Below are 18,316 nucleotides of genomic sequence, written 5' to 3' on the forward strand. Positions count from 1 at the left end.
TGCACCCCCACGACGGTCTATGTGTCAGTCCTGACGGACCTCGTCAGTCCTGCGGCCAAGGGCGCTGGCCCCAGAATCCGTCAGGCGCGAACAGCGGCTCGACGAAGTCGCTGATGGTCCCCGTCTCGACCAGCAGGTCAAGGAGGGTGTAACGCGACCTGATCATCTGGCACCGGTAGTAGGTGTCGTGGAAACGCTCCCGGGTCAGGCCGATCTGGGCCGGATGGTAGATGCCACCAACGGCCTCAATGATCTCCTCCACACGGGCCGCAGGCATCACCTGAGCGCGGCAGCGCTCCTGGATGGTCGACCACTTCGACTTCACGACCTCCAGACGCTCACGCAGGGCATCGGCGTCGAGGTACTTGTCCATCGTCTGCTTGACCGCCGGCTCCAGCATGTCACCGGAGAAATTCGCGCGAACCTTGGCCTCCATGTCCTCCGCCGTGGGCCATGTGGCGACGGCGGCGTCGACGTCAAGAGTCGTGAAGTCATGCTCCAGCACCTTCTCCCACAGGGCAAGCACCGAGATGGTTCCCAGGCCCACCTTGAACCCGTGGGTCAACGGGGGCTCGTGATCCATACCGAGATGCTCCATCTCCCACAGATGGGAGAACTGGTGGCCGGCACCCGATGCGGGACGAGACGAGATGCGGTACTTCTGCATCGCCAAACCGGACATCACAAGACCCTCGATGAGGCCGTTGAATGCCTCCGGCTTTCCGTTCGCAAGGCCCTCCGGGTCACTGATCGCGCTCGTCAGCGGACCCTGGACCAGGTCCCACACCTCGCGGTCAATCGGCTCAACACCCAGCTCGTCAGCGAGGATCCAGTCGGCTCCGGCCGGGACCTTCTCGATGAGATCACCGAGTCCGGTGGCGGTGCAGCGCTGGGGTGCACCAGCCATCGTCGGCAGATCGGCAATGAGGGCCTGGGGGGCGCGGCAGCTCATGGTGTGCTTGAAGCCGTTCTCGGTGATGGAAGCGCCGAAGGCGGCATATCCATCCATCGATGCAGCCGTGCAGACGTTCATGTAGCGCCGCCCCAGCTCGTCACTGGCTCGCTTGGTGAGGTCATTGAGGGTGCCCGAACCGATGGAACAGGCAATCATCCCGTCAAGATCACGGATGTGGTCGCGGATCTTCTCGACGTTCTCGTAGCAGGCGTAGACGGTGGGACGTCCCGGGAGGATCATCGACTCGACGATCTCGACCCCGTGAGCCTCGAAGGACGCCTTGGTCTGCTCACCGGCAACGGCCCAGGTGCTCTCGTCGGAGATGAGGATTGCCTTGGCGTCACCGAACAGTTCCTTGAACACGCGCCCGGTCTCACCAAGCACGTCATGACCCATGATCACGACGTCGGTGTCATCGCAATCGGCCAATGCCTTGTCAATCAATTCGGACATTGCTTCTCCTCTGATCGGTGTGATCGTCAGTTCTTGTCGGTCTCGTGGTCGACCATGTCATGAATCATGGGACGCAGTTGCGGGTAGGTGTCGCAGTACTTGTCCACGTAGTACTGGTACTCCTCGTGACGTTCCTGGTTGGGCTCGATGAGGTCGATCTCGTGAACCATCTGCCTGGCGGCCTCGGGCAGATCCTTGAACAGACCGGCACCGACGGCGGCGACCATGCAGGTACCGAGCACGACGGCGTCGCCAACCTCGGTCAGAGCGATCGGGACACCTGCGACGTCGGCGTGCATCTGCATCCAGTCGCGGCTCTTGGTGGCACCGCCGCAGGCGACCATGCGGTCAACCTCGAAACCGGCAGCCTTCATGGCCCGCAGGTTGTGGGCCGTGCCGTAGCAGACCGACTCCTGAATGGCGTGGTAGAAGTGCGCCGGGGTGTGCATGAGGGACAGTCCCCAGATGATGCCGCGGGCCTTCGAGTCGGTGTAGGGGGTGCGGTTGCCCTGGAAGTACTCGTTGATGATGAGGCCGTCGGATCCGGGACGAATGTTCCGGGACTGCTCATTGAGGACGTCGTAGGGATTGAGACCGATCTTCTCCGCGGCAGCGGTGTAGTCGGCGGCAAAGCTGTCCTTGAACCACTTGAGCACCGAACCGGTCGAGACCTGGCTGCCCTCGACGGTGTACTGGCCGGGCATGACGCCGTCGGTGTACGCACCGAAGAATCCCTGGCCGTGGATCTCGGTGTCGGACTGGCCGGTCAACACGTGCGAGGAACCGGTGATGAGGGCCATCGAACCCGGGGACAGCACGCCCAGGCCAATCTGACCGGCCCATGCGTCGGCCGGACCCTGGGCAACCGGGATTCCCGGACGCAGCCCGAGCAGCTGGGCAGGAATCGTGCCGAGGGTGCCGACCGGGGTGCCGAGATCAAGGACTCGCTCCGGGATCTTGTCAAAAACGTCACCACAGCCGATGGTGTCGTAGAAGTCCTCCGGCCAGCCGCCCTTGTCACGGTTGTAGTACATCCGGATGGCGGCAGAGTTGATGTTGGTCGTCCACTCGCCGGTGAGCTTGTAGGTCACCCAGTCCGGTGCGTCAACGAGGTGAGCGGCCTTACGGTACGTCTCCGGCTCGTGCTCGCGCAGCCAAGCGGCCTTGAAGGGGTACCACTCGGCGGTGGCCGGGGAGGTTCCGGCGCCGTTGTAGAGGCGGGCGACCGAGTCAGATCCCTCTGCACGAGCGGCCTGCTCGGTGGCGCGGACGTCCATCCACATGATGGCCGGACGCAGCTCGTTGCCGCGCTCGTCCATGGCAACCATCGTCAGGGTCGTGGCGTCGTAGGAAATACCGGCGATGGCGGCCGGGGAGACTCCGGCAGCCGCGATGGCACGGTGGCAGGAAGCCTGGAGGGCCTTCCACCATTCCTCAGGATCCTGCTCAGCCCAGCCCGGACGGGGGTGGGTGGTCTTGTACGGTGTCGCCGCGAAGGTCAGCGGACGTCCTTCAAGGTCGAAAATTGCCACCCGGCACGATTCGGTGCCGTAGTCAATGCCCAAGAGGTAGGGGCCGTTGTTCAACATCGTTGTCTCCTACGAGAGTGTCTTGAGGGGGCTGCGGCCGCGATGCTTGCAGCCCCACCGTCGTGTCAATCGTTGTCTTCGGTCCAGCCGAGTTCCTGCCATACCGCGGCAGGAATGAGCCGGTCAATGCGATCCAGGGTCCAGGTCGGACGGTGCTCGGCGTCCAGGGCTGCGACGTCATCCGCGGTGGCCTCACCGGTCAGCACGCAGGCTGACCTCATGCCGGTGTCGAGGGCCATCTGGATATCGGTCTGCAGTCGGTCGCCGACCATGACGCACTCCGACGGATCGACGTCCAGCCCGGCCAGCGCCTCGGTGAGCATGACCGGGGACGGCTTGCCCAGGCTGACTTTGCACTGTTGTCCGGTGCACGCCTCGATGGCCGCTGTGACGGCAGCGCAATCGGGCTCGCCGCGGCCGCCCGGGAAGGGGCAGAACCGGTCCGGGTTGGTCTGGACGAGGAAGGCGCGCTTGTGGAACCAGATGGCGTCGAAGGCAATCTGCAGCTTGCGATAATCGAAGGTGCGGTCATACGAGGCGATGACGATGTCGATCTTCTCGGGGTCCTCACACAGTTCGATACCGGCCTTCTGCAGGCTCCGCTTGAGGGGCTCCTCCGCAATCGCGAAGACCTTGGCGCCAGGGTGGTTGTTGACCAGCCAGCGGGTCGTCGTCACGACGGTATTGGAGATGTCCTCGATGGCGGTCGGCAGCCCCAGCTTCTCGAGCTTCTCAACGTACTGACTCGGATCCTTCGTCGGGTTGTTCGAGAGGAACCTCACCGGGATCTCACGGCGACGCAGTTCCTCGATCATGCGGCGGGCACCGGGCAACAGGTGGTCACCGAGGTAGATGGTGCCGTCCATGTCGAAGACATAGGCCTTGGCGAATTCGGTTGGTGCGTCGATGACGTCATTCATGGTTGCTATTTCCTTGGATCAGATCAGGCGAACAGGGCAGCCAACGTGACGACCACGGTGTTGCTCAGCCAGATGGCAGCAGCAGGCGGGTCGATGTGGCTGGTGCCGCGGTCGTACCACAGCCGTGCGCAGAACTCGCCGAGGCCAGCAACAAAGATGCCGAAGATCGCGGCGATGAGCAGGGCGACCGCTGCCATTGCCCAGGTGTGGGAATCCCACGTCGAGGTGGCCGTCCAGGTGTAAGTACCGATGTTCTCGCCCATCAGCAGCGGGAAGAACTGCACTGCGGCCAGACCGGCGATGTTCGTCACGTGGTGCTGGACCGGCATGTTCCGGTTGGTGATGAGGAACAGGATGATGACGGCCGAGATACCGAAGCAGAAGCTGTTGGCGTTGAAAGCAGCCAGGTTGTTGTCGAAGCCCATCGTGGTGAGGCGTGCACCGACGTTGGCGGCCAGGAAGAGCGACGCGCCACCGGCGAAGATGCCGAAGAGAGAGCCGATGGTCAGCAACTGGCTGGGCTTCTCCTGCCATTCCAGCCAGCGTCCATTGGGGCCTGGCTTGATCTTTGCGGGGAAGGTGGTGGCGTCTTCGTGGAAGAGCTCCGGGTTGTGCAGGGAGCCGCGGAACAGACCCTCTCCGGGGACACCGCCGAAGACGAGGCGGGCGAGCAGACCGGAGATCAGCACCGTCAGGGCAACTGAGTCAGTGTGTTTGCCGAACCACGGAATGTTGGAGATGCCAATCTGGCACAGGTATCCAAACACGCCGAAGAGGGCACCAACCAGGAGGATGTCGGGGCGACCGATGCCGGCCAGCGGGGTGTTGACGTCCTTGCCGTCATCGAGACGGCCGTGGTAGCGGGCGTAAATGGCTCCCGCGACGCCGCCTGCAAAGGCGATGTGCGGGCCCATGAAGGGGCCGAAGGCCAGGTAGTCCAGGCCAAAGGTGTTTCCGGTTGCGGCGAAGACTCCCCAGGAGGCCAGCACGCAGAAGCCGGTGAGGACGAAGGCGTAGTTGCCGCCAATGGCAGCCCCGACAGCGCCGCCGGCGATGGCGGCAAGGAGTCCGAAGATGAAGACTCCGACAGAGGTGGTGAACATCGGTGTTCCTTCATGAGGGCGAGGTGAACCCGCGATCGGATGTCCGTGGGCGACGACGGTGCCGCACACGTTGTTTCTGGGTGTCCTGGAGGTTGTCCCCAGGGGTGGGATGGCTCAGATGTGAGTGTGGCTCGGGCGCCCGCGCCACACTGTGTCAGCAGCCGCCCGGGGCGGTCTGCCCGTCGCTGGCGCCTGACTCGTAGGCGGTGATGAGGTCGACGTTGGTCTTGGAGTGAGAGCTCGGGTCGAAGGTGTACCCGATGAACTCGTGTACCAGACGACGAGCCAGCTCGAGTCCGATGACGCGCTGTCCCAGGCACAGGACGTGAGCGTCGTTGGACATGATGAGGCGCTCCACGGAGAAGGAATCGTGGGCGGTGCAGGCCCGGATGCCCGGCACCTTGTTGGCGGTGATGGCCATGCCCATTCCGGTGCCGCAGAGGAAGATGCCTCGATCGGCCTTGCCGTCCTTGATGACGTGGGCTCCCTTGACGCCGATGTGCGGGTACAGGGTGTCATCACCCTCCTGGACGCCGACGTCGATGACCTCGTCGACTCGCGAGTCGGCCTCAAGGTCGGCCTTGATGGCGTCCTTGTACTGCACTGCCGCCGGATCCGCAGCGACGACGATTCTCAGTCCCATGATCCCTCCATGCTTCGTTGCCGTGCGTTGGGGAGTCTCACTCGCAAATGCGAGAAGCAACAACTCATGGTGTTGATATTAACACCATTCATGTGAAAAGGAAGGGTTCAGCGTGTGGATTTCGCCACAGTTGGGTACCGCGCTCGGGCGCAGGCCCCAGCCGCGCGATGTCAAGACGTCACATGCCCCTGCTACCAGGTCTGGCTCGAGGGATGGCAGGGGCATTGCGAGAACGCATCGGGTCAGAGCGTCACACCTGACGATGCCTCCGCGGTTCCGTACCGATTGGTGTATCGGTCATGGTTCGCATCGATCTCGGACTGTGGCAACGACGAGATCTCCCCGATGAGCTTCGCGTAGGTCACCGTCCGGGCGACATCCTCCACCATGACGGCAGCCTTGACGGCCTTCTCCATCGACGTGCCCACCGTGAAGACACCGTGCTTCTTCAGCAGGACTGCAGGGCACTGATCAACGAACCTCATGATCTGCTCACCAATCTGCTCACTACCGATCTGGGCATAGTCACCGCACGGCACCGGCCCACCGAACTCATCGGCAATGGCTGTCAAGCAACACGGGATGTCCTGGCCGGTCGCGGCCCACGCCGTCGCGAAGGTCGAGTGAGTGTGAATGATGCTGCGAATGTCAGCACGCCGGCGGTACACGTACAGGTGCGACGCCGTGTCGGACGAGGGTCCGTGCACCCCTTCGACGACCTTGCCATCAAGATCGACGACGACCATGTCGTCGGGCGTCATCCCTTCATACGACATGCCAGATGGCTTGATGACCACCAACCCGGTCTCAGGATCACGGGCTGACAAATTCCCCGATGTCCATGTCACAAGGCCGTGGCGTGGGAGCTCGAGGTTACCATCGCAGACCTCGGCCTTGAGATGCTCCAACATGACTGTTCTCCTTCTCTGGACAGGTTGTGCGCCCTGTGTCGGCCGATGACGACAGGTGATCCGACACGCTGTGCTCAGCAGGCATCTTCCCTCAGTGACGTTCTCGACCACAGTGGAGGGTAGGACGTCGTCACCCCGTCGAACCCGACGCGAAACAGATCCTCGACAAGCTGCGACGCCCGGACAAAACCACCCGCAAGCAATGTGCGATCAGGACCGGTGGCCCGGATGTGTTCAATGACGGACCTTGCCATTGGCCCCGGCAGGATCTCCACGGCATCGACGTGAATGTTTCCCAGCGTGCGTACCGCGCTCCGCAGCGCAATTGAGTCAAGCAGGAACACTCTGAATACTGTCTGTAGGTGCTGGCGGCGAGCTGCCTCGATGACCCTGGCATTGGTACTGATGATCGTCTCAACTCCGCAATGGTCCTTCAGGAACGCCAGCCCCGCTGCGTTTGGGTGCAAGCCTGATGTCATATCAGCGTGAACAATCGCGTGCTTACCGGCTCCCAGCACGTGTTTCGCCAGTTCTGGGAGCTCGTCAAGAGCCACATCAGTCAGCAGGACATTCGGCGAGGGAGCCGCAAGGGCAGCCTGCAACGTCTGGCTCGTGGCAGATGGTATAACCATGCCGCGTCCGAGCTTCGGCATCTGCGTTCTCCTTCTGTTCCGGACGTTTCAGGGGCTGAGGCAGAGCAACGTCATTCGGGATTCTCAGCCTTCATCGACAGCTTTCGGCTTGTAACCGGCAATCCCCTGCGTGGCATCGGCGATGTGCTCGTCATCAAGTACCTTGATGGGACGACCAGTGGACATCGCGCGGAGGTGTACCTCACAAATGTACTCGAGGTAGGGAAGCAGGCAGAGAGCCTTGTCAACCGTCGGCCCCGTCGTGATCGCACCGTGGTTGGCCATCAGAGCTGCGCACCGTCCCTCGAGCGCCTTCGTGACGTTACGTGCCAGCTCATCGGTTCCGAACTCGGCGTACGGTGCAACTCGGACGGTACCGCCAAACATTCCGGAGTAGTAGTGGGACCACGGAATCTCGTCGACGACGAGGCCCAGAGCTGTTGATGCCGGGGCATGGTTGTGCGTGATCGCCCCTGCGTCGCTGGCTCGGTAAACACTCAGGTGCAACGGAAGCTCAGAAGAGGGCTTGTACTTCGCCTCGATGGCCTTGCCCTCCATGTCATGGACACCGATGTCAGCCGCAGTCAGGTTCTCGTAAGGCACCGCAGACGGTGACACGACCACCATGTCGTCGACGCGAATCGACACATTTCCTGCAGTTCCCACGACCAGACCCTGGGCTTGCATCGTTCGGCATGTGTCCACGACAGCCTGTCGTTGTTGTTCCAAGAGCATGATGTTCTCCTAACTCACTCAATGACGTCGGGGTTGGCAAGATATGTGGGAGTGTGTCCCTGCACCAGAGCGGCGACGTCGTCAGCTGCAATACGCGCCGCAAGTTCTGCGGCCTGCTTGGATGCTCCGGCGATGTGCGGGGTGAGGACCACACGCGGGGTGTGCAGCAGCCTGGAATCCGGCGGCAACGGTTCGTGGGGTAGACAGTCAAAGGCGGCAGCGTGAAGATGGCCACTGTCGATGGCATCACACACTGCGTCGTAGTCGACGAGCGAACCGCGAGCACAATTGACGAGCACGGAACCCTCAGGCATTTCCGCAAGCTGCCCAGCCGCAATCATGTGATGGTTGCTCTCGTTGGCGCGGGCATGAAGCGTGAGGATGCGACTCACCTTGAGCATCTCGTCGAAATCCTCGCAGACCGTGATGCCATCTGGCATCGCGTCGGGATCGACCCAGGGATCGAACACCCGCACCGTGGCTCCCATGGCTGCCATGACCCTGGCAACCCGCGAACCGACCGCACCATAGCCGACGACTCCTACGTCATTTCCGCTGATCTCCATGCCCACACGGTCGTACCGGTATGCGTCGCCCTCCCAGGTGCCTGAGGTCAGGGTGACGTGGTGAGCAGGGATCTGCCTCACCGCGGCCATGATCATGGCCACGGTGTGTTCCGCGGTTGCCGTCGCATTGCGACCCGGTGCGTAGGTCACCAGGACCCCATGACGGGTGGCCGACTCGATGTTGACGTTGACCGGACCACCCCGGGTGATGGTCACCTGTTTGAGTTCAGGGCAGGCGTCGAACACCTCGTCAGTGAATGGATAGGTGTGGCTGACGCACACGTCGATCCCTTGAAGCGCCTGAATGAGTTCACCCACGTCACCGGCTGCCTCGTGCACTTCGTCGACGTCACCCATTGGCGTGATGGGCCACTGCGATGACAGCTCAGTGATCTCGGCATCGGGAACAGCCTTGCGCAAGGCGTCTTCAAGCACCTCGACGGTCTCGAACTGATCTCCTGCCACAAGGACCTTCACCGGACACTCAACGCTCATTGTCAGCCTCCTTGATCTGTCGAAGGGCTCTCATCTGGGGCCACACCGGCCTGATGGCATTACGGGATTCGGAATACACATCCGCGACGGCCTGGTAAATCTCACCGCGCTCCGGATGCGGGTCGAAGGTCTCGAAGGAACATGCCATGGCTGCAGAGGCGTCCCCGATCGTCTCGTAACGGCCGGCCGCGACCAGGGCAAGAACAGCTGCTCCGCGAGCTCCGGCCTCCGGCGCGCTCTGTCGCACCACACACTTGCCCGTAATGTCAGCGAGAATCTCGCAGACCAGGTCGGACCTGAACCCACCGCCGGACACGACGAGATCGCCACTCATCGCCAAGTGTGAGACGCAGTCGGCCAGGGACAATGCAACGCCCTCATAGACGCTGCGCAACACGTCCTCGGGGGTCGTGGTGAGCGACATCCCCATCCACGATGCGCTGGCGTTGGTGTCGACGAAGGGCGCGCGCTCGCCCCCAGGGGAGGCATAGGGCAGGTACACGACGCCATTCGCCCCAGGGGTGGACCGGCGAGCGCGGGCCTCGATGCTCTGCCAGCTCTCATCGGCCAACCCCAGGGTCCGTCGGATCCAGTCAAGGTTTGGCGTGCCCGTCATGGGCGCCATGAATTCCAGCACCTGGGTGCCACGACCGGTCGCCACCAGCATGGACTCCTTGGACCTACGGTCCTCGATGGACGGCAGCAGGGTCCCGACGAATCCAGTGGTTCCCAGAATCAGCCAGCCATCCCCGTCATGAGCCGCGCCCAGACCAACGCCAGTGACAGCGATGTCGAGCATGCCCACTCCGACCGGAGTACCGACCGGAAGCCCTACCTCATGGGATGCCTCTTCCGTGAGATAACCCCCGATGTCCTCGCAACGTCGAATGTCCGGAAGAAGGTCAAGTAATTCCGATTGCCCCAAGTCCTCCGCCAATCCGCGCGAGAATCCCTGAGCAGTCGTCGCATCCAAATATGATCGGGAGGCCTCGGTGTAATCCGTGAGACGATTCCCCGTGAGTTTGAATCGTATCCAGTCCTTGCAGTTGAGATGAGTCGCTGCACGGCGGACACGAGATCCATCAGTCTCCAACAGCTCCTCCATGAGGACGGGGAAGAGCCCGCCGAAGATCTTCGTCCCTGTCACGTCAAAGACCCGGGACGCTCGGCCATCGTCATTCCACTGCTCGACTCGTTCGCTGGCCCGACCGTCCAGCCACGTTGCCGCAGGCCGGACAGGAGTCCCATCCTCGTCTATCAGCCACGCTCCGTCGCCCTGACCGGTCAGACCGACCGCCACGACGTCGTCCTCTGGGCCCAAGGCATCCGCGACACCGTGGATACAGGTTGCGACAGCCTCCCAGATCTGATTCATGTCCTGCTCAGCCTCGCCATGATCGCCGTACCTGACTGGGACCGATTCATGACGGGTCGAGACGACGTCGCCCGAAAGACTGAATGCGACCGCCTTGACTGCGGTCGTTCCCCCATCGACACCAATGACGATTTCAGCCATGGCCACTTCCTCGTGAGTGTGTTTGCTGGTCCTTGTCGCCGGAATACATCCGATCGACATCTGTGACCACGTGGTTTCTCGGCTCGGCGTCCACGCGGACGCACTCCACCGATCACCCTTCGCAAACCCAAAACCAAGGCGAGAGGGTTGCCCGCCATCAGCGGGTGTCACCCCATCGTGTCACCCCATACGTTCCAGATCAAGGGGATTGGAGAACAATGCCCCGCCAGTAGTCACGACTTCTTCGTAGGACTTTCTGCCACCATGAGGTGAACCCCGAGATCGCGCAGCTGGTCAAGAATCCCGTGCGGGGTGTGGGCGTCGACGACGACGTGATCAAACTCTGTCAGATCGGCAAATTTGAACAGCGCGCGTCGCCCGAACTTGGTGTGGTCGAGCAGCAGGACCCGTTTCTCGGCGGACTCGAGCATGGCCCGCTTGACCTCAACGACCTCCTGGTACGGGTGATAACAGCCGGCGTCGAAAATCCCTGAGGCGGACAGGACGCACAGATCCGCGTGCATGGAACGGATCATCCGAACCGCCGCGGGGCCCATCAACGACTTTGCCCACGACTGGTACTCGCCACCTGAGACGACGAGCTTGTCCGAACCATTGGCAATGACCTCGTCGGCCACCAAGAGGGAATTGGTGACAACCGTCAGTGGCGAATGGTCTCCGAGGGAGCGCAGCAGCCACACTCCCGACGTCGAGTCGTCAAGCATGATCGAGCATCCTGGGCCAATGAGATCACCAGCAAGGTCGGCCACCGCCTGCTTGTCCGTCGAACTCTGCTCCAGTCGAAATGTGGCGTCCGCCTCGTGCAAACCGTTGGCCACCGCAACGACCCGGCCACGGTGGCGCTGCAGCACTCCACTGGCTTCGAGGATCGCAAGGTCGCGATAAACCGTCATGGCAGACACGCCGGTGGCCTCAACGAGATCCTCGACGGTGACCGACCCCGCTCGAACGACCGCCTCTGCAATCGCAAGCTGACGCGCCCGCGGCCCGTCCTGACCCTTGGGAGCCGTGGTCCCACTGCCGGCCATCACTCATCGCCTCCCAACACGTCCAATTCGCAAGAATTCTATCGACAAGATGGTCGCACGCTGTTGACAAGAGCAGAGATCGGCGGTTGACCACGAGTGATGCCAGAACCCGGCACCATTGTCCGCCGCCACCCCACACATCACGAAGGTTGCTGAGTTCAGCGTGGTGACGGCGTGCCAAGCTCGATGGCCTCGTCGATGGTGAGCCTGGGCAGCCGCTGGGGTGGGAGTGAAGGACGACTGCCCTTACGCCCACCCCCGCTCAGGCCCATTGCCCTTCTGACCATTCTTCATGGAAAGCTCACGAACTCAGGGGACAATGGATCCATGGCCACCCAAGCTCACACCGACTCCGTGAACCTCAGATTGGCGCTCAACGGCCTGCCACTGCCGACAGCCGCGCGCGCCTCCGACATCGACGTCGTCGCCCCAGTACTTGCTCGTCAACGGGAGCTCAGGCGAGAGGTCCCCGAGCTCCTCTGCCCGGCTGACCGACGCATCCAAGCATTCATCGACCGTTACCTCGGTGAGGACTCTCCCGTCCATCCCCACCTGCCCGAAACCACCCTGACTCTCGATGAGCCCGGTCTGGCCCGAGCCCTTTCCCTCCCCGTCGATGGTGACGAGTTCACCTCCGACCTGGTCGCGAGTTACCGGGTTGCCAACGGCGTGCTGCACAACCCGCGCAATGACCGCCGCACCACGGCCGGCGTCTTCCACGTCGCAGAGGGCGGGCTGGCAATCCCCGACGACAAGAAGGCCGTTCCGATCGAGGTCGTCGCTCGCCTCCTCGACCTCGCCTTCCAGGCCCCACCGGAACACACCCTGCTCCCCTACACCTCCACCCAGCCCGTGGAGCGTCAGGCTCACACCTGGGTGTCCCTGCTGCTCCGCCCGCTCGTGGTTCCCGAGATTCCCGACTTCGTCTCCGAGCGTCGGATGGAGATCCGCTTCTTCGCCCCCGGTGGTCTGGTCTCCAACCTCGATTTCGTCGAGGGGATCTTCGGCAATGCCGGCGATCCGCTGCTGCCGGGCAACGACTCCGCCCTCGCCCCCGCTGGATGGACCGGCCACAGCGGCAGTGTCATCCTGGCCCCGCACCTCAACCTCGTCCGCAAGGTCGACGTCGGTCTGCCTCACATCGACCAGGCCACCGACCGGCAGCGTCGCGACGGAATGTGCTGGTCCGATGAGTCCGAGCTCTACAACGAGGGCAAGCCGTTCAAGCTGTGCGCCCGTGACGAGTCCGGAGTCATCCTCACCATTGTCGCCGACAACTACTTCGGCTACTGCAAGAAGGAGGTCAAGACCCAGATCTCCTACTCCGCGAACCTCTTCGGACTGGCCGAGGAGGAGCACTCCGGCGGTGCCCGCGCCTACCGTTCCCACAACCAGGGCCAGGAGTACGCCACCCCGAGCTGCCAGCAGACGGTCGCCGACGTCGTCGCGGACAACCCGGATGACTTCGAGATGCTCGACAAGGGCCATGCGAAGGTCCTCGGCATCGACAACGTCCTGCTGGTGCCCGGCGGGACTAAGTTCAGCCTGCGGGATGGCACCGTTTCCTGGGATGACGGTGCACAGTCCATCCCGATGCGGGCCGACACCGAGTACCTCTCCCCTGACGGCTACCGCATGACGATGATCCACAACGAGGCCGACGACCAGTGGTACCTCAAGGGCACCTACGGTGAGTCGACGACCCTGCACAAGTGCTGCACCGTCTCCGGTGGAGGCAAGTCGGAGATCTCCAAGGCGATCTCGGACACCTTCCTGCAGGGCAACGCCTACGTCCCGGACTTCGAGGCCGACATGGATGCCGTCGAGGACATCCTGCATCGCGACTTCTCGACCCGATTCGCCGATCCCGAGCTCAACGGCAAGGATCACCGTCCGATCCTGTCGGCGGAGCGTTCTGTCGGGTCGGTCATCAAGCTGCTGACTCCGTCCTCGGACTTCACCGATTGGTACAACGACTGGATCAACTCCATTCCGTCGTTCCGCAAGGAGCTCGTCTTCACCATCAAGCGCTACTACAAGCCGGAATGGGGTGACGACTGGCGCTCCCACTTCACCGTCGCGCCGACGAATGGTCGGCACGGCAACATGGTGCGACTCGACGGGCAGAAGATCCTAGTGAGCATGGCTCGCGTCGGTTTCCAGCCCGACGGTTCCTGGCGTCTGTTCACCCTGCGCCACGACTACGCCCCGGCCATCAAGGTGCAGACGGAGGACGACATGACGGCCTCCATCGTCACCTCCCCCGGCATGGTCACCGGTCCGGAGGGCCTGTCGCGCAAGGTCGTCGCCAACTGTGAGGCTCTCCTCTTCCAGCGTCCTGACGACGCCATTCACCGTGGCTATGACACCCAGACCGAGCGCGACATGAGTGAGCGTGGCCTGTTCATCTCGAATTATCAGCCGCTGACTCGCGAGGACGTCACGGCGATGCGCGACGATGTGGTCGCGTTCTCGAAGTTCACCAAGCCGATGCGCACCTTCCTGTCGAATTTCGCCGACTCCGATCCTTCCGAGGCGCCGAAGTACGTCGTCTCCAGTGCGGACCCGCGTCTCATCGACGGGGTGCGGTCGCGTAACCCGCGTTACCTGCAGGTTCGTCCCGACATCGCGAAGCCGCGCGAGACGGCCATCGCGAACCTGGCCAGCCACTTGTACTACGACCGTCGGGTCAACGAGCCGCTGCCGCTCCCGGTCGACGTCGTGGCCGCTGGACGCCGCAACAACCCGCCGGAGGACAAGATTCCGGCTCTGTGCGCCTACAACCCGCTGCACTACATGGAGCTGCCGGAGCTGTTCATGGAGTTCATCTCCTCCATGACCGGCAAGAGCCCCTCGACGACGGGTGCCGGTTCGGAGGGGGCGCTGACGAAAGCTCCGTTCAATGCCCTGCCGGCGGTCTTCGACCTCAACTCCTCCTTCCTGTCCTTCGTGCTGTCGGGTTACGACGGCTGGCTGTCCTCGGCCGGGTTCATCGGACCCAACGTCGAGGTGGCCCACGACATCTCCCTGCTCGTTCCGGAAATCTTCTCCCGGATGTCGCCGGAGGAGAGGGATGCCAAGACCCTCATCGAGGGCGGGTACCTGGAGAAGATGGAGGACTTCGAGAAGGACGGGGAGGTCATTCTTGCTTCCCGTCTGGGCTACCGCATGACCGAGAAGTTCATGCGCGCCTACTTCGGCCGCATTTTCCTGCACCCCGACACGGTCTTCACCCCGGAGATGCTGCGTCCGGAGCTGCAGGATGCCGAGATCTTCGCTGATTCGGTGCGGACGATCTCGATGACTCACGCCCGGGTGGCCAAGGCCTACTTCGACGACGGGACGATCTCACTGGCCGTGCCACCGATTCGGGCCCTGCTCGAGGTCATGGCCAACGGGACCTGTTCGGAGGGCTGGACCCTGGACGATCCCGAGTTGCGAGAAATGTTCACCCACGAGTCCGTGCTGGCCTCTGACTGGTATGCCGAGCGCCTCGACGCCAAGCAGGCCGAGGACGTCCGGCGCTCCGAGAAGGGCATTGCACAACTCGAGGAGTTCATGGCTGACCCGCGCAACGCCGCTGCCTGCGAGGAGATCGACGTCCAGGCTCGCCTGAACCACGTCCGCAGGTTCCACGACCGGGCCGTCAGCGTGGAATATCGCCAGCAGTTGGTGGGAACTCTCGGCCGACAGGTCAACTTCCGCTGAGATTGACGGCTCCAGGTGATGTCACCGGGAGCCGATTTCTCTCCCCGGGGTCATTCACAACCACCCTCTGCCCTCTTGGTGACAAAAATCCCCGCCTCAGCAGGGCCCGACGCAGACGAGTGCATCAGCCCTGTCCGGGGCGGGGGTTTTCGCACCTGAGACCCACTGCTGCCCAAAAACAGGCCCGTGACTACCAAATGGCCCCTCACTGCGAAGAACCAGCCCTTTCCCGGCACTCTCCTCGTCACCCCGGAGGTCATGGGACGTCGCATCAACCACACCCATGAGGCCCTGCTGGCCCAGCGTCACGAGGGAAAGGCCGGTCACGGTCACGACGTCGCGGCAGCCTCAGGCCCGGTTGCCCGTCGAGTCGCCTTGTCCGCCACCCAATTGGGGATTGTCGCCAGGCTCGTCGTATCCGTGGTCGCGGCTCGCACGCTCGGCCATGACGTCGATTTCCCCCGATTGGAGGATCTCTGGTTCCAGGATGTGCTTGCAGCCCCCGTTCCGATCTCGGTGTCCTGGAAACCTGGACCAGCCAACATCACCGACTCGGCGGTGAGACGAATCACCGATGCCTTCATCGACGCCGGGCTGAGCAAAGCTGTCGCTCTCGACAACCTGGCCTCAGCGGTGAGCACGTCGGTCGTCATGATTTCCCGCTGCCGTCCCGATCTACGGCAGGCGGCCATCAATGCTGCAACCGAATTGTTGGTCATGGTCGACCCTCGCCCTGATGTCACTGCCGGTCCAAGGTTTCAGCGACGCAGTTGCTGCCTCTACTATCAGGTGAGCGGCTCGCGAATCGCCTGCTGCAAGGACTGCGTCCTGGTCTCAACGGTCGCCGTCGGTTCATGATCCTGGCGCGCTGAACCCGTCGGCCATCGCAACCGTCCGACGTCCGCCGGGGCGAGCCCGTTACCGCGCAGCCACCCGAACCAGCGTTCCGCCCAGCTCTCCTCAGCCTTGACTGACCTGCGCAGATCCAGCCTCATCCGTCGAACGGGCCCCGCGCACATGGGGTCGGTCTCCTGAAATCCCCACGACTCCAACCAGGTCACCGGCGCGAGCCGTCGATCACCACACGGTCCGACGACACCACCGGCTTCGATGACCGGAACTGACCCGTACAGGCGTGCTGCCAGGAAAGAGGTACGCACTCGTCCCCAAGAAACGTCATTTCGATGGGGCAGGAAGCCCACCAGAACCGCTCCCCCCGGTGTACGGGGAATTTTCGAAATCGGGTGTTCGAGGGGAAGACAGGATTCGGGGGCCACCAGAATGATCCCGTCGAACTCGTCCCCGTGCCGACTTGCGACCCCGAGGAATCCCCAGGCTCGGCACGCGGCGTCAGCCCAGTCAGGAAAGGGCGAATCGGCGTCGATCCCCCAGGGACGAAGATTTCCGGACCTACCAAGGGATGCGACATCCTCCCTTTCCAGGGTCGTCAGGTGTCTGACTCGCACGATGCCTCCTCCAATGAGCCCCATGCATGGCCGGTGGCGATGAACACTACCGACAGGGCCTTTTGTCACGTCGCGGTGGGTGACATAGACCACATCCGTATGAGTGTCATTCTAGATTTCCGAAGCATTGGTGGGGCACAGTGAGGGGGTGAGCAGCACAGACCACATCATCAGGCAGCCCGCCCCTTCGACCGATGACGTGCGCATCAATGCCGCCACTGCCGCTCCCAAGGCCGCTGGGGCCACCGCAACCCGTCGCGTCGACACCACCTTCGACAAGTTCCATGATCGCTACTCCGTCCGCACCCTCGGTCTCAAGACCTCTCCGGTTCGAGCCCTCTTCGCGGTGGCGAATCGGCCCGAGGTTGTCTCTCTGGCCGGTGGCATGCCGAACATCGCCGACCTACCCCTCGACGTCGTCGGCGAATCGTTGAAGGAACTCGTCGACACCCGCGGCGCTATCGTCATGCAGTACGGATCAGGCCAGGGCGAGCCGGAAATCCGCGAGCACATCTGTGAGGTCATGGCCGTCGAAGGTCTCGTCGCTGACCCCGACGATGTCACCGTCACCTGCGGGTCCCAGCAGGGACTCGACCTCGTGACTCGAGTCTTCTGCGATCCGGGCGACGTCATCATGGCGGAATCGCCGTCCTACGTCGGGGCTCTCAACACCTTCGCCTCCTACCAAGCTGAGGTCATCCACGTTGACATGGACGACGACGGCCTGGTGCCGGAGTCGCTGCGCGAGAAGGTTACGGACGCCCGTCGCAAGGGCAAGTCGGTCAAGTTCCTCTACACGATTCCCAACCACTCGAATCCGTCGGGAATCTCCCAGTCTGCCGACAGGCGACGTGGGGTCCTGGCCGTGGCGGACGAGCTCAACCTGCTCGTGGTCGAGGACAATCCGTACGGTCTGCTCAATCTTGACGGGGATCCCTTGCCGACCCTGAAATCGATGGATCCCGAGAACGTCGTCTACCTGGGATCATTCTCCAAGACCTTTGCGCCGGGGTTCCGCGTCGGCTGGGTGCTCGCCCCGTCCTTCGTGCGCGACAAGCTGGTCCTCGCCCAGGAGTCGGCAACCTTGTGCCCGCCGGTCTTCTCTCAGTTCGCCATCTCCAGCTACCTGACACATTGGGACTGGCGCGGGCAGATCCGCAGCTTCATCGACATGTATCGCGTCCGTCGCGACACCATGCTGACCTGTCTGGCCGAGCACATGCCTGAAGGGACGACGTGGACTCGTCCATCTGGTGGGTTCTTCGTCTGGTTGACGATGCCGGGAGCGCTTGACTCAGCGGCAATGCTCCCCCGGGCCGTCACCAAGCTCATCACCTACACTCCCGGAACGGCTTTTTACTCCGACGGACGAGGACAGCGAAATATTCGACTGTCGTTCTGTTACCCGACGCCTGAGCGGATCAAGGTCGGCGTCGAGAGACTTGCCGGTGTGATGCGCGAGGAGCTCGAGATCGCCGAGACCTTCGAATTGGCTGACGGCCAACGTTATACTCGCGATCTTGGCCCAGGACCGAACCTCACCTAATCCCCCTACGGGCGCGAAGTCTGTGAGAA

Annotated in this window: 14 protein-coding genes and 1 pseudogene; 3 read left to right on the forward strand and 12 right to left on the reverse strand. The window is 62.8% G+C overall.

The genetic code is table 11. The features are described from left to right. Positions 1-43: 43 nt before the first annotated feature. The 11 genes from ACSJJT_RS07145 to ACSJJT_RS07195 form a co-directional block, all read right to left on the reverse strand. Entirely contained in the window at positions 44-1,408 is a 1,365-nt protein-coding gene (locus tag ACSJJT_RS07145; protein ID WP_435917619.1) for a sn-glycerol-1-phosphate dehydrogenase, read from the reverse strand. A 26-nt stretch (positions 1,409-1,434) separates the two neighbouring features. Continuing rightward, positions 1,435-2,997: an FGGY-family carbohydrate kinase gene (locus ACSJJT_RS07150; RefSeq protein WP_435917620.1), complete on the reverse strand. Its 1,563-nt coding sequence runs from the start codon at positions 2,995-2,997 to the stop codon at positions 1,435-1,437. A gap of 65 nt (positions 2,998-3,062) precedes the next feature. Continuing rightward, a complete protein-coding gene (locus ACSJJT_RS07155; protein ID WP_435917621.1) occupies positions 3,063-3,917 on the reverse strand; it encodes an HAD-IIA family hydrolase in 855 nt (284 codons plus the stop codon). 23 nt (positions 3,918-3,940) lie between these two features. Beyond that, entirely contained in the window at positions 3,941-5,020 is a 1,080-nt protein-coding gene (locus ACSJJT_RS07160; RefSeq protein WP_435917622.1) for a DUF7973 family transport facilitator, read from the reverse strand. Positions 5,021-5,174: 154 nt separating this feature from the next. Continuing rightward, positions 5,175-5,663 (reverse strand): RpiB/LacA/LacB family sugar-phosphate isomerase, encoded by a 489-nt coding sequence (locus ACSJJT_RS07165; RefSeq protein ID WP_435917623.1) that lies wholly within the window; start codon positions 5,661-5,663, stop codon positions 5,175-5,177. Between the two features lie 242 nt (positions 5,664-5,905). Continuing rightward, positions 5,906-6,574: an L-ribulose-5-phosphate 4-epimerase gene (locus ACSJJT_RS07170; RefSeq protein ID WP_435917624.1), complete on the reverse strand. Its 669-nt coding sequence runs from the start codon at positions 6,572-6,574 to the stop codon at positions 5,906-5,908. Positions 6,575-6,648: 74 nt separating this feature from the next. Then, positions 6,649-7,227: a glycerol-3-phosphate responsive antiterminator gene (locus ACSJJT_RS07175; RefSeq protein WP_435917625.1), complete on the reverse strand. Its 579-nt coding sequence runs from the start codon at positions 7,225-7,227 to the stop codon at positions 6,649-6,651. A 63-nt stretch (positions 7,228-7,290) separates the two neighbouring features. Next, positions 7,291-7,941, reverse strand: coding sequence for a class II aldolase/adducin family protein (locus ACSJJT_RS07180; RefSeq protein ID WP_435917626.1), 651 nt, complete (start codon positions 7,939-7,941; stop codon positions 7,291-7,293). A gap of 14 nt (positions 7,942-7,955) precedes the next feature. After that, positions 7,956-9,002 (reverse strand): NAD(P)-dependent oxidoreductase, encoded by a 1,047-nt coding sequence (locus tag ACSJJT_RS07185; protein WP_435917627.1) that lies wholly within the window; start codon positions 9,000-9,002, stop codon positions 7,956-7,958. After that, positions 8,992-10,518, reverse strand: a complete 1,527-nt coding sequence (locus tag ACSJJT_RS07190) for an FGGY family carbohydrate kinase (protein WP_435917628.1) — start codon at positions 10,516-10,518, stop codon at positions 8,992-8,994. Before ACSJJT_RS07190 ends, ACSJJT_RS07185 begins: the two co-directional genes overlap by 11 nt. A 233-nt stretch (positions 10,519-10,751) precedes the next feature. Continuing rightward, positions 10,752-11,567: a DeoR/GlpR family DNA-binding transcription regulator gene (locus ACSJJT_RS07195; RefSeq protein WP_435917629.1), complete on the reverse strand. Its 816-nt coding sequence runs from the start codon at positions 11,565-11,567 to the stop codon at positions 10,752-10,754. A gap of 327 nt (positions 11,568-11,894) precedes the next feature. Between ACSJJT_RS07195 and ACSJJT_RS07200 the strand changes: the two genes are divergently transcribed. Together ACSJJT_RS07200 and ACSJJT_RS07205 are read left to right on the forward strand one after the other, a co-directional pair. Continuing rightward, complete coding sequence (locus ACSJJT_RS07200; protein ID WP_435917630.1) at positions 11,895-15,275, forward strand: PPi-type phosphoenolpyruvate carboxykinase family protein; 3,381 nt, start codon at positions 11,895-11,897, stop codon at positions 15,273-15,275. A 249-nt stretch (positions 15,276-15,524) separates the two neighbouring features. Continuing rightward, a pseudogene (locus ACSJJT_RS07205) lies at positions 15,525-16,133 on the forward strand ((2Fe-2S)-binding protein); the annotation flags it as partial. On the opposite strand, the gene ACSJJT_RS07210 reads toward ACSJJT_RS07205, so the two are convergent. After that, positions 16,061-16,741 carry a hypothetical protein gene (locus tag ACSJJT_RS07210; protein WP_435917631.1) on the reverse strand — a complete coding sequence of 227 codons (681 nt, stop codon included), beginning with the start codon at positions 16,739-16,741 and terminating at the stop codon, positions 16,061-16,063. The pseudogene ACSJJT_RS07205 and the gene ACSJJT_RS07210 overlap by 73 nt on opposite strands. A 199-nt stretch (positions 16,742-16,940) precedes the next feature. Here ACSJJT_RS07210 and ACSJJT_RS07215 point away from each other — a divergent pair, with 199 nt between their 5' ends. Then, positions 16,941-18,287 carry an aminotransferase-like domain-containing protein gene (locus ACSJJT_RS07215; RefSeq protein WP_435917711.1) on the forward strand — a complete coding sequence of 449 codons (1,347 nt, stop codon included), beginning with the start codon at positions 16,941-16,943 and terminating at the stop codon, positions 18,285-18,287. Positions 18,288-18,316: the final 29 nt, after the last annotated feature.

This window comes from Cutibacterium nasicola (assembly GCF_051303185.1).
In the GTDB taxonomy this organism is placed as follows: domain Bacteria; phylum Actinomycetota; class Actinomycetes; order Propionibacteriales; family Propionibacteriaceae; genus Cutibacterium.